Here is a 26,295-nt window from a genome sequence, read left to right on the forward strand (position 1 = left end):
CTAACCTATTAAGCCGCCCCGACCTTGTCGCTGGGCGGCGGTGCGCATTAGATTAGCCAATAGTCCAAGGCCTTTAGAATAAGCAGAAGGGATAAGCATGGCGCTTAACGACCAATCGACCCAGATTCGCCCAGGCGAAGAACTTGATGCCAGCCTGATCGATCCCTACCTCAAGGCCCACATTCCGGGCTTGAGCGGCGCGGTTAACATCAGCCAGTTCCCCGGTGGCGCGTCGAACCTGACTTACCTGCTCGAATACCCAGGCCAGGAATTCGTGCTGCGGCGCCCGCCGTTTGGCCACAAGGCCAAGTCTGCCCATGACATGGGCCGCGAGTACCGCATTCTCAACCAGCTGAAAGACGGCTTTCCCTATTGCCCCAAAGCCTATGTGCATTGCACCGATGAGTCGGTGATCGGCGCCGAGTTCTATGTAATGGAACGGGTCAACGGGATTATTCTGCGCTCCGACCTGCCGCCTGAGCTGGGCCTGGATGCGGCCAGGACCGAAGCCCTGTGCAAAAGCTTTATCGACAAGTTCGTTGAACTGCACCAGGTCGATTACAGCGCCTGCGGCCTGGCCGACCTGGGCAAGCCTGAAGGCTACGTAGAGCGCCAGATTCGCGGCTGGAGCGACCGCTACGAAAAAGCCCTGACCCCCGATGCCCCAAGCTGGGAAGCGGTGCGTGCATGGCTCAACGACAAGATGCCGGCCGACCACCCCACCTCCAGCATCGTGCACAACGACTACCGCTTCGACAATGTGATCCTCGACCCCGACAACCCGATGCAAATCATCGGCGTGCTCGACTGGGAACTGACCACGTTGGGCGACCCGCTGATGGATTTGGGCAACACCCTCGCCTACTGGATCGAAGCCGCTGACCCGGCGCCCGTGCAACTGATGCGCCGCCAGCCGAGCAACGCACCCGGCATGCTCACGCGCCGTCAGTTCGTCGATTACTACGCCGAGCGCGCCGGCATCCGGATCGACAATTTCGATTTCTACTACACCTACGGCCTGTTCCGTCTGGCCGGTATCGTGCAGCAGATCTATTACCGTTTTTTCCACGGCCAAACCCAGGACAAACGCTTTGCGCAGTTCATTCATATGAACAAGCTGCTGGAGCAAATGAGCCTGAATGTCATCGACAAATCCGCCCTCTGAAGGAAACCTTATGTCCAAGACTCACCTGTTCGACCTCGACGGCAAGATTGCGTTTGTTTCCGGCGCCAGCCGCGGTATCGGTGAAGCCATCGCCAAGCTCCTCGCCCAGCAAGGCGCCCATGTCATCGTCTCCAGCCGCAAACTGGAAGGCTGCCAGCACGTGGCCGATGCGATCATCGCCGCAGGCGGCAAGGCCACGGCCGTGGCCTGCCATATCGGCGAAATGGAACAGATCACCGAGGTGTTCGCCGGTATCCGCGAACAGTTCGGGCGCCTGGATATCCTGGTCAACAATGCTGCGACCAACCCGCAGTTCTGCAACGTGCTCGACACCGACCTCGGCGCGTTCCAGAAGACGGTTGACGTCAACATTCGCGGCTACTTCTTCATGTCTGTGGAAGCCGGCAAGCTGATGCGCGCTAACGGCGGCGGCAGCATCATCAACGTGGCGTCGATCAATGGTATTTCCCCAGGCGTATTCCAGGGTATCTACTCGGTGACCAAGGCCGCGGTGATCAACATGACCAAGGTGTTCGCCAAGGAATGCGCCGAATTCGGCATCCGTTGCAACGCCCTGCTGCCCGGCCTGACCGACACCAAGTTCGCCTCGGCGCTGGTGAAGAACGACGCGATCCTGAAAATGGCCCTGGCGCAGATCCCGCTCAAGCGCGTGGCGGACCCGAGCGAAATGGCCGGCGCAGTGCTGTTCCTGGCCAGCGATGCCTCCAGCTACACCACCGGCGTATCACTGAATGTGGACGGTGGTTTCCTGTCCTGACCGCCCGGAACCACCCAACTCCCCAGGAGGGCTGGCACGCCCGCGACAGCGGCGTGCCAGCCATTGGATTGACCGGCACAGCGCGATCATGCACGAGCTTGAAGCCGGTTGATTCAGGGGCGTGTGAACTGCTGGCGTAGCGCTTCGATGCGAGGTCGGCAGGCACACCCTTCCAAGTGGTCATTGACCATGCCCATGGCCTGCATCAGCGCATACATCGTGGTCGGGCCGACAAAGGTCCAGCCGCGCTTCTTCAAGGCTTTCGACAAACGCACCGACGCCGGTGATGTCGGGTTGCCTGTCCAGTACGCCATGTCCACCACCGGTGGGCGCTCCTCATCAGCCGGTTCAAATGCCCACAGCCAGCGCGCCAGCGAGCCGGTTTCCTCCACCAGTTCACACGCTCTGCGCGCATTGTTGATGGTCGAGACGATCTTCGCGCGGTTGCGCACAATGCCCGGGTCATTCAGCAGCCGCACGATGTCGGCCTCGGTGTATTGCGCCACACGGCGAAAGTCAAAGCCGTCAAACGCGGCGCGGAACTGCGCGCGCTTGCGCAAAATGGTGATCCAGGCCATGCCCGCCTGAAAACCTTCCAGGCAAATCTTCTCGTACAGCTGGGTATCGTCGGCGACAGGCACGCCCCATTCATCATCGTGGTAACGCGGGTACTCCGGCGCCGCTGTGCGCCAGGTGCAGTGGGTCAGCCCCGTGGCATCCGTGGTCAGTCCTGGTTTGTCCATCCATCACCTCGCGTAACAAGCGGTGGATGATAAGCGAAAATTTTTCCGACCCGCCAACCGCTCAAGCATCGCCATCACCGACCAACTGGTCAGACCGGGACCGGTCAAGCCGCGAATATTTACTTGTGATTTCAAAAAAACCGGGCGTAGACTGGCCGCGCACTGGACTTACCGGTAAGACCACAACAATTAAGCCCTGGAACCACCAGGGCACCGAATAGAGATCCCTCCCATGCTCAGATGGTGCTCGCGTTCGATTTTCCTGCAAGTCGTGATTGGCCTGATGCTCGGCATCGTCTGCGGCCTCGCCCTCCCCGAATTCTCCTCACAACTCAAACCCCTGGGTGACGGCTTTATCAAGCTGATCAAGATGCTGATTGGCCTGATCGTGTTTTGCGTGGTGGTCAGTGGTATTTCCGGGGCCGGTGACTTGAAGAAAGTCGGGCGCATCGGCCTCAAGTCAGTGATCTATTTTGAAGTACTGACCACCGTCGCCCTGGTGATCGGCCTGATCATGGCCTTCAGCACCGGCATCGGCACCGGCGCCAATATCCACCTGGAGCAGTTGTCCTCGGCCGGCCTGAATGAACTGGCCGACAAGGGCCAACATATCCGCGGCACCAGCCAGTTCCTGATGGAGCTGATTCCCAACTCGGTGATCGGCGCCTTCGCCGACAACAATGTGCTGCAAGTGCTGCTGTTCTCGGTGCTGTTCGGCAGCGCGCTGAACCTGGTGGGTGAAGCCGCTTCCGGGATCTCGCGGCTGATCAACGAGCTGAGCCACGTCATCTTCCGCATCATGGGCATGATCGTACGCCTGGCGCCCATCGGCGTGTTCGGTGCCATCGCCTTCACCACCAGCACTTATGGCCTGGATTCGCTGCAACACCTGGGCAGCCTGGTGGGTTTGTTCTACCTGACCTGCTTTGCCTTTGTCGGGCTGGTGCTGGGCCTGGTGATGCGCCTGTCCGGCCTGCGCATGCTGCCGCTGCTCAAGTACCTGCGCGAAGAGCTGCTGATCGTGATGGGCACCGCGTCGTCCGACGCCGTGCTGCCGCAGATCATGCGCAAGCTTGAACACCTGGGCATCGGCAGCTCGACGGTCGGCCTGGTGATTCCCACCGGCTACTCGTTCAACCTCGACGGCTTCTCGATCTACCTGACCCTGGCCATCGTGTTTATCGCCAATGCCACCGGCACGCCGTTGTCGATGACCGACCTGCTGACCATTTTGCTGGTGTCACTGATCACCTCCAAAGGCGCCCATGGGATTCCAGGCTCGGCGCTGGTGATTCTGGCGGCGACCCTCACGGCCATTCCGGCGATTCCGGTGGTGGGCCTGGTGCTGGTGCTGGCGGTGGACTGGTTCATGGGTATCGGCCGCGCGCTGACCAACCTGATCGGCAACTGTGTCGCCACCGTGGCCATTGCACGCTGGGAAAAAGACATCGATATCCAGCGCGCCAACAAGGTGCTGCACGGCGAGCAAGGCTATGCCTTTCAGACCAAGAAGCCGGTGTTGCCGGCGCATCAGGAGTTCTGACCCATTCCATGTGAGAGACCGATCAACTGGGGGAGCGGGCTTGCTCGCGAATACGGAGTGTCAGTCAGCCTATTATTTAGCTGACACAACGCCGTCGCGAGCAAGCCCGCTCCCACAGTTTGATCGTCGCCAGTTTGGCCACCGTATTTGCACTATCAAGGAGACGTAGACGTGATCAGCACCTCAACCGTCGTCAACTCAGTCGTCGAAAAGCTGCGCGCCGCCCTGGCGCGGGGCCAGTGGCGGCGTGGCGAAATGCTGCCCGGCCAGCGCGAACTGGCCGAGCAGATGGGCATCAGCCGCCCGAGCCTGCGTGAAGCCGTGATCGTCCTGGAAACCCTCGGCCTGGTGCGTTCGATGCCGGGCAAGGGCGTGGTAGTGCTGGAAACCAGCCTCAGCGAACCGCAATCGAGCGACGCCGTGGCGGACGCCAGCCTCGAAGACATTCTGCAACTGCGCTACACCCTCGAGCCCTTCATCGTCGGCCTGGTCGCCCAGTCCATCAGCAGCAAGGAAGTCGGCCAACTGCGCCTGACGCTCATGGACATGCGCGAAGCCCTGGATGCAGGCGATGCCGAAGCGGGCATGAACGCCTACATCGGCTTCCACGAAGAACTGTTCGCCCTCACCTCCAACCCGATCTTCCAGAACGTGGTGCAACAGACCAGCAACGCCCTCAAGCAGAGCGCCCAGGTGTTGCGTAACTCACCCGAACACCTGGCCGAACGTCTGCAGGAAAACGAGGCCGTGGTGCGCGCGATCCGCAACAAGAACAGCGCCCTGGCGAGTGCCGAAATGCGTCGGCACATCCTCCAGGAAGGCCTGCGCATGGGCATTCGCTTGAACATCCCGGACGACCATCTGGGCAGCTGACTTTTTTGGAGACAGGCCATGACCGCTCACGCGCTGCACCGCAAATCAGTCTTCACCGCCCTGCCCGCGATGCGCCTGGTAGCCGGTAAAAAGCCGTCGGTGGAAGACATCTACCCGCGCCTGTTCGACGCCATTCTGGAGCAACGCATCGCCCCCGCCAGCCGTTTTACCGAAGAAAGCCTCGGCGAAACGTTTGGTGTCAGCCGCAGTGTGATTCGCCGGGTACTGGCAAAGCTGTCGCACCAGCAAGTCATCATTCTGCGCCCCAACCAGCGCGCCCAAGTGGCCGCGCCGGACGCCCTGCAAACCCAACAGATTCTGGAAGCGCGGCGCCTGACGGAAATCACCGTGGTGCAACTGGCGTGTGCGCACGCCACACCGACGCAGGTTCGCCACTTGCGTGAGCTGATCGCTCGCGAACGTGAGTGCATCGATCGCGATCAACGCGGGCCGGCGATTCGCCTGTCCGGGGAGTTCCACCTGCAATTGGCCGCGATGGCGCGCAATGCGCCCCTGGCGCAGTTTCTCAACAGCCTGGTGCCGCTAACCTCGCTGATCATTGCCCAATATGAGGCGCACGCCTGCACTTACTGTGCGTGGCAGGAGCACGCAGCCATTGTCGACGCGGTCGAGCAACAGGATGCGCACAGCGCAGTCAGCCTGATGACGCGGCATCTGGATCACCTGGAAACCAAGCTACTGAACCGCGATACGTTTGCGAAAAAGCCGACATAATCGGTTATGGCTGAGCGGCAGAATGCATTCATCCCTTAGCTAACGCCTTACACACGGATGAATACTGCCATGCGAGCCTTCACCTCTACCTTGTTCGCTGCCCTTTTCGCGCTACCTCTTCATGCCGACGCACAGGCAGGCGACGCGTCAGGTTTTGGCGCGGCGATCATCACCCCAGCGCGCCCAGTGTGGTTGCTCGAGCAACCCTACGCAGACAGCCCGAAGCTCACCGCACGCACCGTCGGGGTCAGCGCCTACGGCGGCTTTCACGTCAAGGCCAGCCTGGAGATCAGCTGTTACCCGCAGAACCCGCTGGCCAGCCTTGCGCTGCAGATCGCCCCGCAGTCACTCGGTTTCGACAGCGATCCGTTTGAGGGTAAAGACGCCAGCGCAAACGGTCCGTTGCGTGTTACCACCGGCACACGCGCAAGCATCGAACTCCCGGTAAATGGGGTTTGGACTGACGGCGGGGCTTTCCAGATCGGTACACTCTTTGTGCTCAGCGCCGCTGTTCCGCCCGCTGAATTAGCCTACTGGCTCAGCGATGCTTCACAGGGCCAAACACTGACCCTGTCGCTGGCACCTGCCACAGCAGGTGCAGCGCCGTTGACCGCAACGTTCGTACTCCCAGAAAACAACACCGGGTTGAACAAAATCCTCCGAGCTTGCCGGGGTGTCGCCAGCGCGACGCCGCGCTAGTTTTTGCGCGCAAACCACTGTGGGAGCTGGCTTGCCTGCTCCCACAATTAATCCAGGTGTTGGGTAAATCGGCCGCCAACAAAAAGCCCCCGTATCTCACGATACGGGGGCTTTGGTTTTACCGCGGGATCAAGCCGGCGCGAGCACCGACTGGCCGCTCAATGCCAGGTCCAACAACTCACGGTTAGCCACCGCGTACATGGCGTAGTCCGTGCCAACCGCTGCACGAATTTCCACCATCATTGCACGCCAGCGATCGGCCATGTCCTGGTGCTGCTCAAGCCACAGGGCCACGCGGGCTTCCATGTCTTGTGGCGCATCGGCCATTTGCAGGACCGCGATGGTGATCGCCCGTTGCTGCCAGTCCACATCGTCGCGGAACGCTTCGCGTGCCTGGGCCTGCCAGTTGTTGGCCACCGGCAGATCGCTGATCTGCTGCAGGTACCACGGCAAGTCCAGGGCACTGCCCACGGCGAAGTAGGCCTTGGCCACTTCAGCGGCGTCATGCCCGGTGACGTCGGCGGCTTCGATGATCGGCAGCAAGGTGTACAGGTGAGTCGTGCCTGCAACCATGCGCGCCAACAACTCCGGCACGCCGGCTTCGGTGTAGGCCTGGTAGCGGTTCTGCCAGCCTTCGCGGGTCGGGCCTTCCAGCAGTTCGTCGAGCTTGAGGCCCAGCGCGGCCAGGTGTGGACCGAAATGCGCGGTGTCACGGCCAGCGTCCTGCTCGTTGCGACGGCTGCGCAGGAACCAGCGCGTAGCACGGCGGCCCAGGCGCATCAGCTCGTCCATCAGCTCCAATTGCACGTCGGCGGAGACCTGGTGGTCCAGGGCTTCGATCTGACGGAACCAGTGCGGGAGATGGAAGATGTCACGCACAATCACATACGCGCCCGCTACGTTCGCCGGGCTCATGCCGGTCGACTCTTTGAGTCGTTGAACGAAAGTGATGCCCATGTGGTTCACCAGGTCGTTGGCGATCTGGGTGCTGACGATCTCACGCTTGAGGCGGTGGCGACGCATGGCCTCACCGAACTTGGCGACCAGGCTCGGTGGGAACGCGGTTTCCATGTCACGGGTCAGGTAGTCGTCATCCGGCACCAGCGACTTGAGCAGTGCTTCCTTGAGGTCGATCTTGCTGTAGGAGATCAACACCGACAGCTCCGGACGGGTCAGGCCCTTGCCGGTCGCGGCGCGCTCGGAGAGCTGCTCCTCGGTCGGCAGGTACTCGATGGCGCGGTCCAGCTTGCCACGGCCTTCCAGGTCGCTCATCAGGCGCTTGTACTCAGCGGCGCGCTCGTAGGCTTTACGGGCGGCCAGCGACAATGCCTGGGTTTGCTTGTAGTTGTTGCCCAACACCAGGTTGCCGACTTCGTCGGTCATGCTCGCCAGCAGCTGGTTGCGCTGCTTGTCGGTCATGTCACCGGCCTGCACCACTTCGTTGAGCAGGATCTTGATGTTCACTTCGTGGTCGGAGCAGTCCACGCCACCGGCGTTGTCGATGAAGTCGGTGTTGGAACCGCCGCCATTGAGGCCGAATTCCACACGGCCCAGCTGCGTCATGCCGAGGTTACCGCCCTCGCCCACGACCTTGCAGCGCAGCTCGTTGCCGTTGACGCGCAGCGCGTCGTTGGCCTTGTCGCCCACGTCGGCATGGCTTTCGGTGCTGGCCTTGACGTAAGTACCGATGCCGCCGTTCCACAACAGGTCCACTGGCGCCTTGAGCAAGGCATTCAGCAGTTCGGTCGGGGTCAGCTTGTCGGCCTGGATGTCGAAGCGTTCTTTCATCTGTGGCGAGATGGCAATGCTCTTCGCGCTGCGCGAGAAGATACCGCCGCCTTCGGACATGATGCTGGTGTCGTAGTCGGTCCACGCCGAACGCGGCAGCTCGAACATGCGCTGACGCTCGACGAAGCTGGTCGCCGGGTTCGGGTTCGGGTCGATGAAGATGTGCAAGTGGTTGAAGGCCGCGACCAGTTGCAGCTTGTCGGACATCAACAGGCCGTTACCGAACACGTCACCGGCCATATCGCCGACGCCCACCACCGTGATGCTGTCTTCCTGCACGTTGATGCCGCGCTCACGGAAGTGACGCTGCACACCGACCCACGCGCCCTTGGCGGTGATGCCCATTTTTTTGTGGTCGTAACCGGCAGAACCACCGGACGCGAACGCATCGCCCAGCCAGAAGCCGTAGTCGATGGCGATACCGTTGGCGATGTCGGAGAAGGTCGCAGTGCCCTTGTCCGCAGCCACAACCAGGTACGGGTCATCGTCGTCATGCCGCACCACGTTGACCGGCGGCATCAGGGCGCCGTCTTTCAGGTTGTCGGTGATGTCCAACAGGCCGGAAATGAAGATGCGGTAGCAGGCGATGCCCTCGGCCGCGATCTCGTCCCGGCTGCCGCCCAATGGCAGGCGTCGTGGCAGGAAGCCGCCCTTGGCGCCCACCGGCACGATCACTGAGTTCTTCACTTGCTGGGCTTTTACCAGGCCGAGCACTTCGGTGCGGTAATCCTCTTCACGGTCGGACCAGCGCAGGCCGCCGCGCGCGACGTTACCAAAGCGCAGGTGCACGCCTTCGACACGCGGCGAGTACACGAAGATTTCAAACTTCGGCACCGGCTTGGGCAGCTCGGGAATGGCGCGCGGGTCGAACTTGAAGCTGAAGTACGACTTGTTCTGGCCGTTGGCGTCAGTCTGGTAGAAGTTGGTACGCAGCGTGGCCTTGATCAGGTCCAGGTAGCGACGCAGGATGCGGTCTTCGTTGAGCACCTGAACGTCGTCCAGGGCGGTGAGGATCGCTTGTTCCAGACGTTGCTGCTTGTCTTCCAGGTCATCGGCGGTGAGCTTGCGCGCCAGGTAGAAGCGGGTCTTGAACAACCGGGTCAACTCGCGGGCGATGTCGGTGTGGTTGTTCAGGGTGCTGGCGATGTAACCCAGGTCGAAGCCCAGGCGGATCTGCTTGAGGTAACGCGCGTAAGCACGCAGCAAAGCCACGTCGCGCCACGGCAGGCCGGCGGTCAGCACCAGGCGGTTGAACGCATCGTTTTCGGCATCGCCGTGAACGATGTGCACGAACGCGTCCTGCAGGGTGTCGTTGAGCTGCTGGATATCCAGGTTCACGCCTTCGGCGGCGATGAACGCAAAGTCATGGATCCAGAACTCGCGGCCATTGGCATGGCGCAGGCGGTACGGGAACTCACCCAGCACGCGCAGGCCGAGGTTTTCCAGGATCGGCAAGACGTCCGACAACGCCAGCGGCGTATCGGCGTGGTAGAGCTTGCAATGCAGCTCGCGTTGGCCGGAGACCTGACCCAGCGGTTGGTAGAAGCTCATCACCAGCGGGTTGGCTTCGGTCAGGCTGTTCAGGTGCTGCATATCGACCACTGCCGAATGCGCAGCAAAACGCTCGCGGTAACCGGCGGGGAAGCCTTTCGGGAAATCCGCCAGCACGTTGGTGCCTTGGGCTTCGCCGAAGCTTTCCACGACCAGGCTGGAGTAGTCGTCCTGCCAGCTGCGGCAGGCCTGCACCACTTCTTTTTCGAGTTGCAGCGGGTCAATGGCGATGCGGTTCTTCGGGTCAACCCGCAGAATCAGTTGCACACGGGCCAGCACGGATTCGGAGAAGAAGGTCCAGAACTCGCAGTCCGAGGCTTTCAGGCGATCCATCAGCACTTGCTGGATCTTCTGGCGCACTTCGGTGGAATAAATGTCACGTGGCACGTAGGCCAGGCAGTAGCAGAAACGACCGTAGGGGTCTTTGCGCAGGAACACGCGGATCTTGTTGCGTTCCTGGATCTGCACGATCGACATCACGGTGCTGAACAGCTCGTCGACCGGGGTCTGGAACAGGTCATCGCGCGGCAGCACTTCAACGACTTGCGCCAGTTCCTTGCCCAGGTGAGCCTTGGCCTGGAAGCCCGAACGGCGTTCGATTTCCGCAACCTTGCGGCGGATATAAGGAATCACCCGCACGCTTTCGCCGTACACCGAAGAGGTGTAGAGGCCCATGAAGCGGTGTTCCTTGATGACTTTGCCGTCGGCGCTGATCTCGCGGATCGACACATAGTCCGGATAAGCCGGGCGATGCACGCGGCTTGGGTGCGCGGCCTTGGCGAACGACAGCACAACCGGCTCGTTCAGGTAGGCCACGGCGTAGTCTTCGATACGCAGGTCTTCGGCGGTGAGGCCGGCACGCAGCAGCTTGGTCAGACCGAGGAAGGAATTGGCGTCATATTCGATATGACCGCCCTCCGCCCCGTCACGTACCACGAACTCTTCATAGCCGAGGAAGGTGAAGTGGTTGCCCACCAGCCATTCCAGGAAGCTTTTGATCTCGGCTTTTTCTTCGCCGTCGATGCTGAACTGGCTCGCATCAATGCCGGCCAGCAGGTCCTGGACCTTGGCTTTCATCGGCTCGAAATCGGCCACGGCCACGCGCACTTCGCCCAGCACTTGCTCAAGCTCTTTGCTCAGCACGTTCAGTTCGGCGGCATTGGCGCAGCGGTCGATTTCCAGGTACATCAGCGATTCTTGCAGGATGCCTTCGCCCTGGGTGCCCTTAGGCAGGATTTCCAGCAGCTCGCCCTTGTTGCCACGGCGCACGCTGAGAACGGTGGTCTGCAGGGTGTGGATGCTGTAGCCGCGACGGTTCAGCTCGGTACGGACCGAGTCCACCAGAAAGGGCAGGTCATGGTGCAGCACTTCGACGGCGGTATGGGTCGACTGCCAGCCATGACGTTCGTAATCGGGGTTGTAGACCCGCACTTGCGGTTGGGTGTGATCAAAGCGCTCAAGCAGGCGCCAGGCAGACAAGGTGCAACCAGCCAGGTCGGAAAGACGACGTTGGGTCAGTTCGTCCAGGGAAATGATGCCGAAAAATTGTTCAGCGAACAGCGCCACTTGTGGCAGTGCCTGTTCACTGATGTGCTGCGCCAGTGCCGCTTGCAGTTGATGCTGGAAGTCGGCCTTGCTGGCTGCGGTGAAGAACGCCATCTGTGGTACTCCGCTTGGGCTTGTTATTGATGGAAGCGTCGCGTGTTATCCCCTTGCGGGGAGACCGTCAGCGCTGTTCGTCGATACGGCTGATAGCACCATAAACGAATCAGGGTGACAGGTGGGTGAAGCTGGACAAGACAATGAGGTCACATACAACGCCCATAAGATAGGCCGCATGCTGGGCGACGGTACGACGGGCAGGTCAGACTCCCGGCACAGGGCACATCCGTTGCGCAGCTTAACGAGTGTAGGAAGACGGCTGCTTGCGATGCTGCGACATATTCGGTCATCGGTACGCAGGCCTGGGGTTGCGACTTGAGCAACCCGTATTGTTGCGCAGAAAAACCGGCTATTTTCAGGCCCGCGAGTACCGAAAATGACTGATACAGTCCGTCAGGTCACACCCTGGGTCTGACACAGAATGCAGCACAAAATTCGCCGCAATGGCACAATTGCCCCGCTGCGCCCTCCCCCAAACAGGATTTCCCATGCTGCAACTGAACACCGACGCGCTGATGGCCACCCCGTGCGACGACGAAGAAGACAACATGGCCATGCTGTGCTGCCACGGTAAAAACGGCGAGATGTTCATGCTCACCCGTTACCCGGACGAAGATGAAGTCGAACTGACCTGGGATTACGAGCCGTCGACCCTGGACGGGCTGAAGGTCACGCTGAGCGACACGACGTTGCTGATTGAACTGGCGGCGGGCGATGCCGACGCGCTGGGCGGCGAGGATCAGTTGCAGATCATCCACAGCACCGCCGCGGCGGATTTGGCTGAAGTTGAGGAAACCTTGCAGAACATCCTCAAGGGCACGGGTACGTTCGCCCGAATCTAAGCTGCACCCACGATCAAATGTGGGAGGGGGCCCTCCCACATTGAGCGTGTTCCCATACAAATTTCCTACAAGATTTGCCAAAAATACCCGTCACGCCGTTAGTCGCCACCCCCCTCGATGCATTAAAGTAGGCGCCCCAGGCCCGGCGTTTTTTCTCGACGCCCAGGCTCACCTCTCCAGGAACCGTCATCGATGGAACATCGTGAAGCGCTGCTCGCGCTGCGAACCTTTCTTTCTACGCAGATTCTCGGCCAGGAAAAACTCATCGATCGCCTGCTGATCGCCCTGCTTGCCGACGGCCATATGCTGGTCGAAGGCGCACCAGGCCTGGCCAAAACCAAAGCCATCAAAGAGTTGGCCGAAGGCATCGAGGCGCAGTTCCATCGCATCCAGTTCACCCCCGACCTGCTGCCTGCCGACATCACCGGCACCGAGATCTATCGCCCGGAAACCGGCAGCTTTGTGTTCCAGCAGGGGCCGATTTTCCACAACCTGGTGCTGGCCGACGAAATCAACCGGGCGCCGGCCAAGGTCCAGTCGGCATTGCTCGAAGCCATGGCCGAGCGTCAGGTCAGCGTCGGGCGCAGCACCTACGACTTGTCGCCGCTGTTTCTGGTGATGGCCACGCAAAACCCTATCGAGCAGGAAGGCACCTACCCCTTGCCCGAAGCCCAGCTCGACCGCTTCCTGATGCACGTCAAGATCGGCTTCCCGGATGCAGCGGTAGAGCGCCGCATCCTGCAACAAGCCCGAGGCGAAGCGCTCAACGGTGAAACCAAGCCCGAACGCCGCGTCAGTCAGCAGGCGATTTTCGCCGCGCGCAAAGAAATCCTCGGCCTGTACATGGCCGATGCGGTGGAGGAATACCTGGTGCAACTGGTGATGGCCACGCGCACGCCGGCCAAGTTCGACCCGGAAATGGCCGAGTGGATCGCCTACGGCGCCAGCCCGCGCGGTTCTATCGCCCTGGACCGCTGCGCCCGCGCCCACGCCTGGCTGGCCGGCCGCGATTTCGTCAGCCCGGAAGATATCCAGGCCGTGCTGTTCGACGTGCTGCGCCACCGCATCATCTTGTCGTTCGAAGCCGAAGCGGCCGGCATTGACCAGGACCGCGTGGTGCAACGCATTCTCGACGTCGTTGCCGTCGCTTGAAACCCATGAACGCCAGCGATGGAATCCGCGTCACACTCAGCGAATTGATTGAGATGCGCCACCGTGTGCGCGAAGTGCAGTTGTTTTCCACGCCGAGCCAGCGCAGCCCTTTGATCGGCCTGCACCACTCCAAGTTACGTGGGCGTGGCGTGGATTTTGACCAGGTGCGCGTGTACCAGGCCGGGGACGATGTGCGCACCATAGACTGGCGTGTGACGGCGCGTACCCAGGAACCGCACACCAAACTGTTCCACGAAGAACGCGAGCGGCCGATTTTCATCATGGTCGAGCAAAGCTGCCGGCTGTTTTTCGGCTCTGGCCAGATGTTCAAGTCGGTACTGGCCGCGCAAGCCGCCAGCCTGATCGGCTGGGCAGCTCTGGGGCATAACGACCGCGTTGGTGGGCTGGTATTCGGCGACAGCGAACACTACGAAATCAAGCCCCGACGCAGCAAACAAAGCCTGTTGCAACTGCTTAACCGCCTGGTGCGGGTCAATCAGAGCCTCAACACCGAAAGCCGCCCCGAAGCCGACGCCCTCGGCATGGCCTTGCGGCGTGGTCGCGAAGTGTTGCGCCCGGGCAGCCTGGTGATTGTGATCTGCGATGAACGCGCGCTCACCGAAGGTGCCGAACAGCAGCTGAGCCTGCTGTCACGGCATTGCGACCTGTTGTTGCTGCCGATCTCCGACCCGCTGGACCACGCCCTGCCCGCTGCGGGGTTGTTGCGCTTTGCCGAGCGCGGCGCGCAGTTGGAGCTGGACACGCTTAACTTTGACTTACGCCAGGCTTACAAGGCCCAGGCCGAAGCGCGCATCGCCCGCTGGGAACTGCTCGCACAGAAGCTGCGGATTCTATTGATGCCCTTGAGCACCCAGAGCGAAATGGTCGAGCAGCTGCGCGAATACCTCAACCCGCAACGCCCGGTTAAAAAGCAATGAGCAGCCTCGACCAACTGCAACCCCTGATCGCCCCTCCGGCCATTGGTTTCTGGCCTCCTGCGCCGGGCTGGTGGCTGTTGCTGCTGGTGATTCCGCTCTGCGCCTGGGGGCTGTGGTGGCTGCGCCGTTTCCTGCCTGCGCGCCGCCCGGTGGCGCGTGCCGAACAACCGCTGGACCCGCTGCGCATCACCGCCCTGGCAGAACTGGCGCTCATGCCCAAACCCTACGACGGAGCCCCCGCCGGCGCCTGGCTGCAACAGCTCAACGGTTTGCTCAAGCGCCTGTGCCGCAACGACTACCCTTACAGCAAGAGCCACACCCTCAACGGCCGCAAATGGCTGGCGTTCCTCGACAACCGCTGCCCTGCTGCCGGCCTGACCCGCTGGATGGTGCTGGTGGAAGGCGCCTACAAACCCGAATGCAAACTCGACGACAAGGCCATCGCCGGCCTGACCCAAGCCGTCGACACCTGGATTCGCAAACATGTTTGAGTTCGCCTGGCCGTGGATCTTTGCCCTGTTGCCATTGCCCTGGCTGATGCGGCTGATCCTGCCCGTGGCCGACAGCGGCGAGCCCGCCTTGAAAGTCAGCTACCTGGCCGACCTCGAAGGCCTGGCCCGCCGTCGCGCGCGCGTCAACCTGCCGGGCTGGCGCCAGCAAGCGCCCTTCGTGGTGCTGTGGCTGCTGCTGCTGAGCGCCGCCGCCCGCCCGGAATGGCTCGGCGAACCCCTGCCGATTGCCGCCAGCGGCCGCGACCTGCTGGTGGCGGTCGACGTGTCCGGCTCCATGGACTTCCCGGATATGCACTGGCAAGACGATGAGGTCAGCCGCTTGAGCCTGGTCCAACACCTGCTCGGCGACTTCCTGGAAAGCCGTGAAGGTGACCGCGTCGGCCTGATCCTGTTTGGCAGCCAGGCCTACCTGCAAGCGCCGCTGACCTTCGACCGGCGCACCGTGCGCGCCTGGCTGGACGAAGCGCGCATCGGCATCGCCGGCAAAAACACCGCCATTGGTGATGCGATTGGCCTGGCCTTGAAACGCCTGCGCCAGCGCCCGGCGCAAAGCCGCGTGCTGATCCTGGTCACCGATGGCGCCAACAACGCCGGGCAAATCGACCCGTTGACCGCCGCGCGCCTGGCCGCTGAAGAAGGCGTGAAAATCTACCCCATCGGCATTGGCGCCGACCCCGAGCAAACCGGCTCCCTGGGCATTCTGGGCGTCAACCCGAGCCTGGACCTCGACGAACCCGCGCTGAAAGCGATTGCCGATGCGACCGGTGGCCGCTACTTCCGCGCCCGTGACGGCGACGAACTGCAAAAAATCAAGGACACCCTCGACCAGCTAGAGCCCGTCGCCCAACAACCGACACAAGCCCGCCCGTCCCAGGCGCTTTACAGTGCACCCTTGGCCCTGGCCTTGATCCTGAGCCTGTTGCTGGTGGTCCAGGAACGCTGGCCCAACAACGCGCTGCAACGCTTTTTCAATAAACTCTCGACCAAGGGCATTTTCCTGCAACAGCACCCCGAATGGCGCCAACGCCTTAAACGCCTGCGTTTGCGGAGGCGTCGATGATCGACCTCTGGCCGCATTGGTTCCGCCCCTGGTGGCTATTGCTGCTGCCGCTGCTCGGCTGGCTGCTGTGGCAACTGTGGCACCGGCAAAAACGCGCCGGGCGTTGGCAGATGATCCTGCCACCGGCCTTTCATGCGGTGCTGCTCAGTGGTGGCAGCGGTCGCGAAAGCAAATCGCCGTGGGTGCTGCTGGGTGTCGGCTGGCTACTGGCTGTGCTGGCGTTGCTGGGGCCCAGCTGGCAACGGGTTGAACAGTCCAGCCAAAAACCCTCCGACCCGGTCGTGGTGTTGCTGGAATTGACCCCGGAAATGCTCGCCACCGACAGCCCGCCCAATCGCCTGGAGCAAGCGCGGCGCAAGCTGTATGACTTGCTGCAAGCCCGCGACAATGCGCCGACCGCAATCGTCGTGTATGCCGGCAGCGCCCACACCCTGGTGCCGCTGTCGGATGACCTGGCCACCAGCCGTAACCTGCTCGAAGCCTTGCGCCCTTCAATCATGCCCGAGCCCGGCCATCGCGCCGACCTGGCAGTGGCAAAGGCGCTGGGTTTGCTCAAGCAGGGCGGCCTCGGTCAGGGCCGCCTGCTGCTGGTGGGCTCATCGCTGTCGAAACAGGAACGCCAAGGCATTCGGCTGCAGTTGCAAGGTGCGCAGGCGCCGACGCTGTCGATCCTCGGCATCGGCAGCCGCGAAGGCACACCGGTGACACAGGAAAGCGGCGAGTTCCTCAAGGATGACCAAGGCGCGATTCTGGTGCCGCGCCTCGACAGCCCGACCCTCAAGGCCTTCGCCACTGAAATGGGCGGCCGTTACCGCGCCGCACGCCTGGACGACAAAGACCTGCGTCAACTCAACCTGCTCGACGGCCCGCAAACCCTGCGCAACGATGGCCAACTGCTGCACCTCGACGCCTGGGCCGACCAGGGTTACTGGCTGCTCCTGCCGCTGTTACTGCTCGCCGCCTGCGCCGGGCGCCGTGGCTGGCTGTTTTGCTTGCCTTTGCTGTTACTGGGGGCGCCGCAACCGAGTTACGCCTTTGAACTTCAGGACCTGTGGCTGCGCCCCGACCAGCAGGGCCAGTACCTGCTCAAGCACAAGCGCCCCGCCGAAGCGGCCGAGCGCTTCGAGGACCCGCAATGGCAAGGCGTCGCGCTGTACGAGGCCGGTAACTATGCCGAGGCCATCAAGCGTTTTGCCCAAGGCAATGACGCCTACGCCCACTACAATCGGGGTAATGCCCTGGCCAAATCCGGCGAACTGGAAGCGGCCATCGACGCCTACGAACAGGCGCTGGAAGCCCAGCCTGACCTGCAACCGGCGCTGAAAAACAAAGCCTTGGTGGAAAGCCTGATGCAGCAACAGGCACAGCCCGAACCGACCAAGCCGGCAAAAAACGAAGATGACGAAACCACCCAACCCGGCCAAACTGCGCAACCGGGCAACGCCGGGCAAAGTGCCACAGGTGGCGAGCAATCGCCCCAACACCAGGGTGAAACCGGCACCGGCGAGACCCCGCCGGGCACTGCACCCAAGGCCGGCGGCAACGACGTACCGGGCAGCGAGTTAGGGGATGAGCAAACCACCACCCCGCCCTTGCGCCCTGCCGATGCCAGCATCGACGGCGAGCACCGTCAGGCTCTGGAGCAATGGTTGCAGGAGATCCCGGACAACCCCGGCGAACTGCTGCGCCGCAAATTCTGGTACGAACAGCAACAACATCAGGACAAGACTCGATGAGCCGCCGCACCACCCTTCTGCTCCTGCTCGCGCTGTCGGCAGGCCACGCCCAGGCGGCGAACCTCGTCGCCAGCGTCGACCGCAGCCGTGTCAATTCCGGGGAAACGGTGGAACTGACGGTGGAGTCCAGCGACGTCACCCAATTCGGCAAACCCGACCTGTCGCCCCTCGACGCACAGTTCGAAGTCAGCGGCACCCGCCAGATCAACCAACTCACCACCCTGGGCGGCGATAACCACGCCACCACGCGCTGGATCATCACCCTGCTGCCCAAGGAAAACGGCACCGTGGTGATTCCGCCGCTGCAAGTCGGTGAGCTCAAGACCCAGCCGATCAGCCTGCAAGTGGTCGAAACCGCCAGCCAGAACACCAGCGCCGAACTGGCCCCGGTGTTCATCGAAACCAACCTCGACCAAAGCACTGTGTACGTGCAGGCCCAGGCCCTGTTGACGGTGCGCGTTTATCATTCGGTGTCGCTGTATGACGATAGCAGCCTGACCCCGCTGCAGATTCCCGATGCACGCATCGAGCAGTTGGGCGAGTCGCGCACCTACGAGAAAGTCATCAACAGCATTCGCCATGGCGTGATCGAAACCCGCTACGCGATCTACCCGCAGCACAGCGGCGCGTTGATGATTCCGGCACAGACTTTCAGTGCGACCCTGGTGGAGTCGCGCCCGCCTCAAGAGAACACGCTGCAAGGCACCAAGCCGGGCAAGTTGATTCATGTCAGTTCGGCCGAGTTGCCATTGACGGTCAAACCCAAGCCGGAGTTCTACCCCGCCGATGCGCCGTGGTTGCCTGCGCGCAGCCTGAGCCTGAGCGAAGCCTGGAACCCCGAGCCTGATCACGTGCAAGTCGGCGACTCCCTGACCCGCAGCCTCACGGTCAAGGCCGAGGGCCTTTCCAGCGCGCAACTGCCGGCGCTGCCCAGCACCGACATCAACGGCCTGCGCCGCTACCCCGACCAACCGGTGCTCGCCAACCAGAGCAACGACCACGGCCTGACAGGCAGCCGCGAAGACCGCGAAGCCCTGGTGCCGACCCGCGCCGGCGCCATGGAACTGCCGGCCGTGGAAGTGGTGTGGTGGAACACCCACGAGGACCACCTCGAACGCACCAGCCTGCCCGCGCGCACCCTGCAAGTGGCGACCAACCCTAGCCTGGTGGTGGACACCCCTGCCACGCCGACGGTGATCACTGCGCCGGACGACGACCGCCTGTGGCTGTGGCAACTGAGCACCCTGATCTTTGTGTGCACCACACTGCTGGGTTTCGGCCTGTGGTGGCGTGCACGTCGGCAACCGGCGGTGCAACGTGCCGCGCAAACCGGCCCAAGCCCACGCACACTGCTCGACGACCTCAAGCGCGCCACCCAGGCCAACGACCCGCAAGCCACACGCCAGGCCCTCGACGCCTGGGCGCGGCAACAACCGGAAACCCTGGCGGATATGGCCGCGCGGTTTGTACCGTTGTCAGATGCGCTGGATGGACTGAACGGCGCGCTGTACAGCGAGAGCGGCCAATATTGGCTGGGCGAAGACCTATGGCGCGCGATAAAAGCCATTCCCACCGCTGAACGCGAACAAGACCCGGCGACGGATACCACCAGCTTGCCGCCTTTGTATCCCAAGTAACGCTCGGGCTGCCTCACACCAAAGAACCTCTATGGGCGCGAGCTTGTCTGGAAGCCGGGCTTGCCCGCTCCCACAGAAAAGCACAGCGCCACGGCCTGGCAGTTGAACTCGGTCAAATTGTGGGAGCGGGCTTGCTCGCGAAAGCGGTGGGTCAGTTACAAATAAGCCGACTGACCCACCGCTTTCGCGAGCAAGCCCGCTCCCACATTTGGAACTCATTTCATCCGGTAAAAGTGCTGTTGCTGTGCTTTTGCCCCGCTTTTGCTTCATCCACTCAGGTCGGCTGTCAGGCCGCCGTGCTCTGCTTTTGATCTGCTGTTGATCTTGATCTGACAGGCCCCGTTAACCACGCTGGCCGAACGCAGGCTTGAATCCGTGGGTAACCCGGCAGGACGCCGGGTTAGCCGCAATGGGCCAGGGATGGCCCATTGCGGCGGCCCACGGATTCAAGCCGGAGTGAGGGCATGCCGAGCCTAGGCGAGGCACCGAGTGGTGGGGCAAAGCGTTTTTTGGTTACTTTTTTAGGCGTTTGTAAAAAAGTGACCCGCTGTAAGAGCGGAACCCTAAGCCGCCGTTACCGCAGCAACGGATATGTACTCATATCTACCTAAACGCCTGATCGACATGCATTGTTAAAGGCCAGCAATCCATATCCCTTTAATTTGCGGGAAGTTTCCTAGACAATCCTTTGGCCTTGCGCCTGCTCAGTCCACTGGCTAGCCTTCGCTCCGTCGCTGCATATCAGCGATCGGGTGTGAGATCCCGTGAACCTTTAGGCGCCACGAGCAATATGCTCTATGGCGGCTGTGTGCGGGCAGACTTCGGTCTGGCCGGGTGCTCCTACCTACTGGTTCCGGTATCTCACCCCGTACATAGCTGCCACCCTTTTGACGTGTGAGATCGGCAAAAGAAAGGCGCCCAACCCAGTAGGTAAATCATTCATGAAAAAAATCGTCCCAGACCCACCCCGCTTCACCCTCGACCGAGAAATCTTCGAACGCGCCCTGAGCCACTACCTACAACCCGACTCAACGCCGTCCTTCACCGTGCACCACGACCTCAGCTTCGAAGACGCCCTCGCCCAAATCTGCGACTTGCTACGCTGTGCAGCCGCCACCGCAGCCGTCTCCAGCCAAGGATTGAACGGCGATCAACGCCACATCGCCGGCGCCACCGAGCACCTGATCAACAGCGCCAGAGCCCTCGCCGACCGCGCCCTGAACTGCCTGCACGCCGCATGACCCCTGTTGGCGCTGGCTTGCCTGCGATACAGACACCTCGGTCTTTCTGTCACACCGAGGTGATGCCATCGCAGGCAAGCCAGCTCCCACAGTTGATCTGGGTCAGCCGCGGGCACGGTGTGGGCTTTTACAGGTAAACTCCCCTCCTTTTCATCTTCTCCACGGAGTTCGCCTTGCGTCTGTTCCACACCTCCGACTGGCACCTCGGCCAAAACCTGCATGGCCAGGAACGCGACTTCGAACACGCCTGTTTTCTCGAGTGGCTGCTGGGTCAATTAAAAGCCGAGCAGCCGGATGTGTTGCTGATCGCCGGGGATATCTTCGACACGGTCAACCCGCCGCTCAAGGCCCAGGAGCGCCTGTATGACTTCATCATCAGCGCCCACGAACAAAACCCTAAACTCACGATTGTGATGATCGCCGGCAACCACGACTCCGGCTCGCGTATCGAATTGCCGGCGCCGTTGATGCGCCGTTTGCGCACGCATGCCCTGGGGCGAGTGCTGTGGCTGGATGACGGCCAACTGGATGCCGAGCGTTTACTGATCCCGCTGCCTGACGCCAAAGGCAAGATCGCCGCCTGGTGCCTGGCGCTGCCGTTCTTGCGCCCGGCGGAAGTCACTGGCGCACACCTGGGCGATGATTACTTGCGCGGCATTGGCCAGGTGCACGAATGGCTGATCGCCGCCGCCAATGCCAAACGCAAAAAAGGCCAGGCGCTGATTACCATCAGCCATGCCCACATGGCGGGTGGTTCGGTGTCGGAAGACTCCGAACGCAGCCTGATCATCGGCAATGCCGAAGCGCTGCCCGCCAGCCTGTTTGATGCCAGCGTGAGTTATGTGGCCCTCGGCCATTTGCACAAGCCGCAACGGGTGAATGGTGAGGAACGGATTCGCTACAGTGGCTCGCCGATTCCCTTGTCGTTTTCCGAAATCGGCTACAAGCACCAAATTCTCGATGTGACCTTTCAGGGCCAATGCCTGGTGAGTGTCGAGCCACGCCTGATTCCGCGTTCGGTCAACCTGCAACGCCTGGAAGCCGCGCCGCTGGCAGATATCCTCAAGCAATTGGCGGACCTGCCCGACATCGACCTGCTCGCCGAAACCCAGCGCCACCCGTGGCTGGAAGTGCGCGTGCGCCTCGACGAGCCGCAACCGGACCTGCGCCAGCAAATCGAGACCGCCTTGCAAGGCAAGGCCGTTCGCCTGGTGCGCATTGCCGCCGAATATGCCGGCAAACGCGGCAGCGACGAGACTGACGACGAGCGCCTGATCGAACTCGACCAGCTCACGCCCCAGGAACTGTTCAGCCGCGCCTGGCAGGACAGCTACGGCAGCGAAGTGGATGAACAAACCTTGAAGGACTTCGCCGTGCTGCTCCAGGAAGTGCAACAGGAGGGCGAACAGCCATGAAGATCCTCGCCATCCGCCTGAAAAACCTCGCCTCACTGGCGGGCCCGTTTGAAATCGACTTTACCGCCGAGCCCTTGGCCAGCGCCGGGTTGTTCGCCATCACCGGGCCGACCGGCGCAGGCAAAAGTACCTTGCTGGATGCCTTGTGCCTGGCGCTGTTTGGCGCGGTGCCGCGCCTTGGCGATACCGGCCAGGCGAAAATGCCGGATGCCGACAGCGACATTTCCATCGGCGACCCGCGCACCCTGCTGCGGCGCGGCACCGGCGGTGGGTATGCCGAGGTGGATTTTGTCGGCGTCAGCGGCCGTCGCTACCGCGCGCGCTGGGAAGCCAACCGCGCCCGTGACAAGGCCAGCGGCAAGTTGCAGAACAGCCGACAGAGCCTGATCGACCTCGACAGCGACCAACTGCTGGCCAGCCAGAAGACCGAATACAAAACCCAGCTGGAACTGGCCCTGGGCCTGAATTTCGAACAGTTCACCCGTGCAGTGTTGCTGGCGCAGAGCGAATTCAGTGCCTTCCTCAAGGCCAACGATAACGAGCGCAGCGAGCTGCTCGAAAAGCTCACTGACACCGCGCTCTACACCCAGCTCGGCCGCCGCGCCTTCGACAAGGCCAAGGAGGCCAAGGACGCGCATAAACAGCTGCAAGACCAGGCGACCGGCGTGGTGCCGTTGCCCGCCGAAGCCCGCGCCGAACTCGACCAGCAGTTGGCCGAGGCTCAGCAACAGCTCAAGACCCAACAGGCCCAGCTCAAGCAGTTGGAGTTGCAGCACACCTGGCTCAAGGAGTTGCGCGAGTGGCAGGAGCGCCAACAAGATGCAACTGAGCAATTGCAACGAGCGCAAGCGGATTGGGCAGGCCAGGGCCAACAGCGTCAGGACCTGAGCCGCCTGGAGCAATTGGCACCGCAGCGCCATCAGTTTGCGCGCCAGGCTGAACTCGCCACGTTGCTGGCGCCGCTCGCCGTGCAGATTCAGCAGCACCTTGAGCAGCAGACCGCGCTGCAAGCGCGTCAGGAGCAGGCGCAACAGCAGCAGTCCGCCGCCCAGGCCGCCTTGGCTGACGCCCTGAAACAGCAGGCCGACGCCGTGCCCTTGTTGCGTCAGGCGTTCGAACAACAAAGCACCCTCGCCCACCTGACCCAAGACCTGGCCAAGCGCAGCGACGACAAACAGCAACAGGAAAGCGCCTGCCAGGAAGGCCAGGCCTTGCTCACGGGGTTGCAGGAGAAGCAAACCCAAGTGGCCGGGCGCCTGCAACGCCTGGCGGCCGAGCTTGAGCGCAGTGCCGCGCTGGCACCGTTGAGCGACGCCTGGAGCGCCTACCGCGACCGCCTGCAACAGCTGATGCTGATCGGCAACCGCCTCAACAAGGGCCAGAGCGAGCTGCCGCAACTCGAACAGCGCGCCAGCAGCGCTGCCGAAACATTCGCCCAGCAACGCGACGCGCTGGACCTGCTGTACCAGGAAGCCGGTGCCGAGCCGCAGGCGGTCGCCGAGCAGATTCAATTACTCGCCAGCCTGTTGCAAGACAACCGCAAGCAACAGCGCGCCTTCGAAGACCTCACTCGCCTGTGGGACAGCCAGCAACAGCTGGACCAACAGGCGGCTGCATTGACGCAAAAGCTCGCGCACGCCCAACAGCAACGCGAACACCTGAACCAGATCGGCCTGCAGGCCAAGGCCGAACTGACGGTGGCCGAACAGACCCTGACGGTGACCAAGCAACTGCTGGAACGCCAGCGCCTGGCCCGCAGTGCCAGCGTCGAAGAGTTGCGCGCGCAGTTACAGGATGACCAACCGTGCCCGGTGTGCGGCAGCCATGAGCACCCGTATCACCAGCCCGAAGCGTTGCTGCACAGCCTCGGCCGCCATGATGAAAACGAAGAAGCGACAGCGCAGAAAGCGGTCGACACGCTCAAGGAAAAACTCACCGAGCTGCGTGGCGAAGTCGGCGGCCTGATTGCCCAGCAAAAAGAGTTCCTGCAGCAGCAGGAGCTGCTGGCGACCCAGCAACACGGCCTGACACCCAGCCTGCAAGCGCACCCATTGGCCGCTTCGTTGTTCAATCAGGATGCCGCCAAACGCAGCACTTGGCTGGCCCAGCAACTGGCGCAACTGACGCAAAGTATCAGCCAGGACGAACAACGCCAGGGCGCCCTGCTCAACCTTCAGCAAAATGCCGGGCGCTTGCAGCAACAACTGCAAGCCGCCCAGGACGCGAGCCAGCAAGCCCGCCAGTTGCTGGTGGACCAGCAGCGCGAGCTGTCCAACGACCGCGAACGCCTCGACGAAGAACTCCATGCCTTCGCCAGCCTGTTGCCTGCGGAAACCCTCGAAGGTCTGCGTCGCGAACCGGCGGCGACGTTTATGCAGTTGGACCAGCACGTCAGCCAACGCCTTGAGCAACTGGGCCACCAGCGCGATGAACTGGCCGAGCAGCACGAGCGCCAGCAGGCCATCGAGAAAGAACACACCCATCAGCAGCATCGCCAGCAGCAACTGGACGCCTTGCTCCAGCAGGTCACCGAGCTGTCTGCTCGGCAACAGGCCGCCCAGGACACGCTCCGCGCGCTGCTCGGCGAGCACAGCAGTGCCGAACAGTGGCAACAGCAACTGGACCAAGCGGTGGCCCAGTCACGCCAGAGCGAGACCGACGCCAACCACCAGTTGCAAGAGACCCGCAACGCCCTGATTCAATTGGCTGCCGACCTCAAGGCGCAGCAGGATCGCCAACAGGCGTTGGCCGCCGAGCAACACACCCTGGGCGAACGCCTGAGCGAATGGCGTGCCTTGCACCCGGAACTGCATGACGACGGGCTCACGCGCTTGCTGGCCTTTGATGACAGCCACGTCAACGCATTGCGCCAGCAGGTGCAGCACAGCGAAAAAGCCGTCGAACAAGCCAAGGTGCTGCTGCAGGAGCGCGAGCAACGCCTGGCCGAACACCAGGCGTTGCACAATGGCAACCTGGCAGCCGAACAACTGGACGCCGCCCTGGCTGCGCTCAATCAGCAATTGGCTGACGCTGAAAAAACCTGCGCGGAATTGCGTGCGCGCCAGTCCGAAGACCAGCGCCGCCAGGAGGCCAACCATGTACTGGCCGAGCACATCGCCAAGGCCTATGACGAGTGGCAGCGCTGGGCACGCCTGAATGCGCTGATCGGTTCGGCCACCGGCGACACCTTCCGCAAGATCGCCCAGGCCTACAACCTCGACCTGCTGGTGCACCACGCCAACGTGCAACTGCGCCAGCTGGTGCGCCGTTACCGGCTCAAGCGTGGCGGCAGCATGCTCGGCTTGCTGGTGATGGACACCGAGATGGGCGATGAATTGCGCTCGGTGCACTCGTTGTCGGGTGGCGAAACGTTCCTGGTGTCGCTGGCGCTGGCGTTGGGCCTGGCGTCGATGGCGTCGAGCACGCTGAAAATCGAGTCGCTGTTTATCGACGAGGGCTTTGGCAGCCTCGACCCCGAGTCGCTGCAATTGGCGATGGACGCCTTGGACGGCCTGCAGGCCCAGGGCCGCAAGGTGGCGGTGATCTCCCACGTGCAGGAAATGCACGAACGCATCCCGGTGCAGATCCAGGTCAAGCGCCAGGGCAATGGTTTGAGCACCCTGGAGGTCAAGTGAGCGAGGCGCTGCTGTATTCGTTTCGGCGCTGCCCGTATGCGATGCGGGCGCGCCTGGCGTTGCGATACTCGTGCGTGCCTGTGCAGATCGTCGAGGTAAGCCTCAAGGCCAAGCCGGCCGAGATGCTCGCGCTGTCACCCAAGGGCACGGTGCCGGTTCTCAGCGTGGGTGGCCGGGTGATCGAGGAAAGTCTGGAAATCATGCAATGGGCGTTGGCGCAGCATGATCCGGATGACTGGTTGCTCCAGGGCGACCCGAGGGTGCTGGACCTGATTACCGAGAACGATCAGGTGTTCAAACATCACTTGAATCGATACAAGTACGCCGAACGCTACCCGGAGCAGCCGATGGAACATTACCGGGCCGAGGGGGAGGTGTTTTTGCAGACGCTGGAAGGTTTGTTGGCGGAAAATGACTACTTGCTGGCCGAGCAGTTGAGCCTGGCCGATGTGGCACTGGCGCCGTTTGTGCGCCAGTTTGCCCATGTGGATCGCGAGTGGTTTGCCGGGACGCCATATCGCCAGTTACAAGCCTGGCTACAGCGCTTTCTGGAGTCGCCGCTGTTTATTGCGGTGATGGCAAAACCCTGA

19 protein-coding genes are annotated in these 26,295 nt (G+C 62.2%); 17 read left to right on the plus strand and 2 right to left on the minus strand.

Annotated elements, in window-relative coordinates:
- Positions 1-97: 97 nt before the first annotated feature.
- Entirely contained in the window at positions 98-1,165 is a 1,068-nt protein-coding gene (locus tag CPH89_RS26965) for a phosphotransferase family protein (RefSeq protein ID WP_053255781.1), read from the plus strand.
- A gap of 10 nt (positions 1,166-1,175) precedes the next feature.
- Positions 1,176-1,943 (plus strand): SDR family oxidoreductase, encoded by a 768-nt coding sequence (locus CPH89_RS26970; RefSeq protein ID WP_053255780.1) that lies wholly within the window; start codon positions 1,176-1,178, stop codon positions 1,941-1,943.
- 113 nt (positions 1,944-2,056) lie between these two features.
- Here CPH89_RS26970 and CPH89_RS26975 read toward each other — a convergent pair whose 3' ends face one another.
- A complete protein-coding gene (locus CPH89_RS26975) occupies positions 2,057-2,686 on the minus strand; it encodes a DNA-3-methyladenine glycosylase I (protein ID WP_053255779.1) in 630 nt (209 codons plus the stop codon).
- A 217-nt stretch (positions 2,687-2,903) separates the two neighbouring features.
- On the opposite strand from CPH89_RS26975, the gene CPH89_RS26980 reads away from it, so the two are divergent.
- The 4 genes from CPH89_RS26980 to CPH89_RS26995 all read left to right on the plus strand — a co-directional run bounded on the left by CPH89_RS26980 (position 2,904) and on the right by CPH89_RS26995 (position 6,536).
- Positions 2,904-4,229 (plus strand): C4-dicarboxylate transporter DctA, encoded by a 1,326-nt coding sequence (locus CPH89_RS26980; RefSeq protein WP_232005473.1) that lies wholly within the window; start codon positions 2,904-2,906, stop codon positions 4,227-4,229.
- 171 nt (positions 4,230-4,400) lie between these two features.
- On the plus strand, positions 4,401-5,102 hold the full coding sequence (locus tag CPH89_RS26985) for a FadR/GntR family transcriptional regulator (RefSeq protein ID WP_053255777.1): 702 nt from the start codon (positions 4,401-4,403) through the stop codon (positions 5,100-5,102).
- Positions 5,103-5,120: 18 nt separating this feature from the next.
- On the plus strand, positions 5,121-5,837 hold the full coding sequence (locus CPH89_RS26990) for a GntR family transcriptional regulator (RefSeq protein ID WP_053255776.1): 717 nt from the start codon (positions 5,121-5,123) through the stop codon (positions 5,835-5,837).
- A gap of 69 nt (positions 5,838-5,906) precedes the next feature.
- Complete coding sequence (locus CPH89_RS26995) at positions 5,907-6,536, plus strand: hypothetical protein (protein WP_053255775.1); 630 nt, start codon at positions 5,907-5,909, stop codon at positions 6,534-6,536.
- 129 nt (positions 6,537-6,665) lie between these two features.
- On the opposite strand, the gene CPH89_RS27000 is transcribed toward CPH89_RS26995, so the two are convergent.
- On the minus strand, positions 6,666-11,534 hold the full coding sequence (locus tag CPH89_RS27000; RefSeq protein ID WP_053255774.1) for an NAD-glutamate dehydrogenase: 4,869 nt from the start codon (positions 11,532-11,534) through the stop codon (positions 6,666-6,668).
- A 491-nt stretch (positions 11,535-12,025) separates the two neighbouring features.
- Between CPH89_RS27000 and CPH89_RS27005 the strand changes: the two genes are divergently transcribed.
- The 11 genes from CPH89_RS27005 (at position 12,026) to CPH89_RS27055 (ending at position 26,295) form a co-directional block, all read left to right on the plus strand.
- A complete protein-coding gene (locus tag CPH89_RS27005; protein WP_053255773.1) occupies positions 12,026-12,379 on the plus strand; it encodes a hypothetical protein in 354 nt (117 codons plus the stop codon).
- A gap of 192 nt (positions 12,380-12,571) precedes the next feature.
- Complete coding sequence (locus tag CPH89_RS27010) at positions 12,572-13,531, plus strand: AAA family ATPase (protein ID WP_003174327.1); 960 nt, start codon at positions 12,572-12,574, stop codon at positions 13,529-13,531.
- Between the two features lie 5 nt (positions 13,532-13,536).
- On the plus strand, positions 13,537-14,469 hold the full coding sequence (locus CPH89_RS27015; protein WP_049712996.1) for a DUF58 domain-containing protein: 933 nt from the start codon (positions 13,537-13,539) through the stop codon (positions 14,467-14,469).
- Positions 14,466-14,960 (plus strand): DUF4381 domain-containing protein, encoded by a 495-nt coding sequence (locus tag CPH89_RS27020; protein ID WP_053255772.1) that lies wholly within the window; start codon positions 14,466-14,468, stop codon positions 14,958-14,960. The genes CPH89_RS27015 and CPH89_RS27020 overlap by 4 nt, the downstream gene beginning before the upstream one ends.
- Complete coding sequence (locus tag CPH89_RS27025) at positions 14,953-16,041, plus strand: vWA domain-containing protein (protein ID WP_053255771.1); 1,089 nt, start codon at positions 14,953-14,955, stop codon at positions 16,039-16,041. Before CPH89_RS27020 ends, CPH89_RS27025 begins: the two co-directional genes overlap by 8 nt.
- Complete coding sequence (locus tag CPH89_RS27030) at positions 16,038-17,777, plus strand: tetratricopeptide repeat protein (RefSeq protein WP_053255770.1); 1,740 nt, start codon at positions 16,038-16,040, stop codon at positions 17,775-17,777. Before CPH89_RS27025 ends, CPH89_RS27030 begins: the two co-directional genes overlap by 4 nt.
- On the plus strand, positions 17,774-19,414 hold the full coding sequence (locus tag CPH89_RS27035) for a BatD family protein (protein ID WP_053255769.1): 1,641 nt from the start codon (positions 17,774-17,776) through the stop codon (positions 19,412-19,414). Before CPH89_RS27030 ends, CPH89_RS27035 begins: the two co-directional genes overlap by 4 nt.
- 941 nt (positions 19,415-20,355) lie before the next feature.
- Entirely contained in the window at positions 20,356-20,655 is a 300-nt protein-coding gene (locus tag CPH89_RS27040; protein ID WP_171902631.1) for a DUF6124 family protein, read from the plus strand.
- A 173-nt stretch (positions 20,656-20,828) separates the two neighbouring features.
- Positions 20,829-22,070, plus strand: a complete 1,242-nt coding sequence (locus CPH89_RS27045) for an exonuclease SbcCD subunit D C-terminal domain-containing protein (protein WP_053256543.1) — start codon at positions 20,829-20,831, stop codon at positions 22,068-22,070.
- Positions 22,067-25,705, plus strand: a complete 3,639-nt coding sequence (locus CPH89_RS27050; protein ID WP_053256544.1) for an AAA family ATPase — start codon at positions 22,067-22,069, stop codon at positions 25,703-25,705. The genes CPH89_RS27045 and CPH89_RS27050 overlap by 4 nt, the downstream gene beginning before the upstream one ends.
- Positions 25,702-26,295, plus strand: coding sequence for a glutathione S-transferase (locus tag CPH89_RS27055; protein WP_053256545.1), 594 nt, complete (start codon positions 25,702-25,704; stop codon positions 26,293-26,295). Before CPH89_RS27050 ends, CPH89_RS27055 begins: the two co-directional genes overlap by 4 nt.

The sequence above is a fragment of the Pseudomonas fluorescens genome, assembly GCF_900215245.1.
GTDB lineage: Bacteria > Pseudomonadota > Gammaproteobacteria > Pseudomonadales > Pseudomonadaceae > Aquipseudomonas > Aquipseudomonas fluorescens.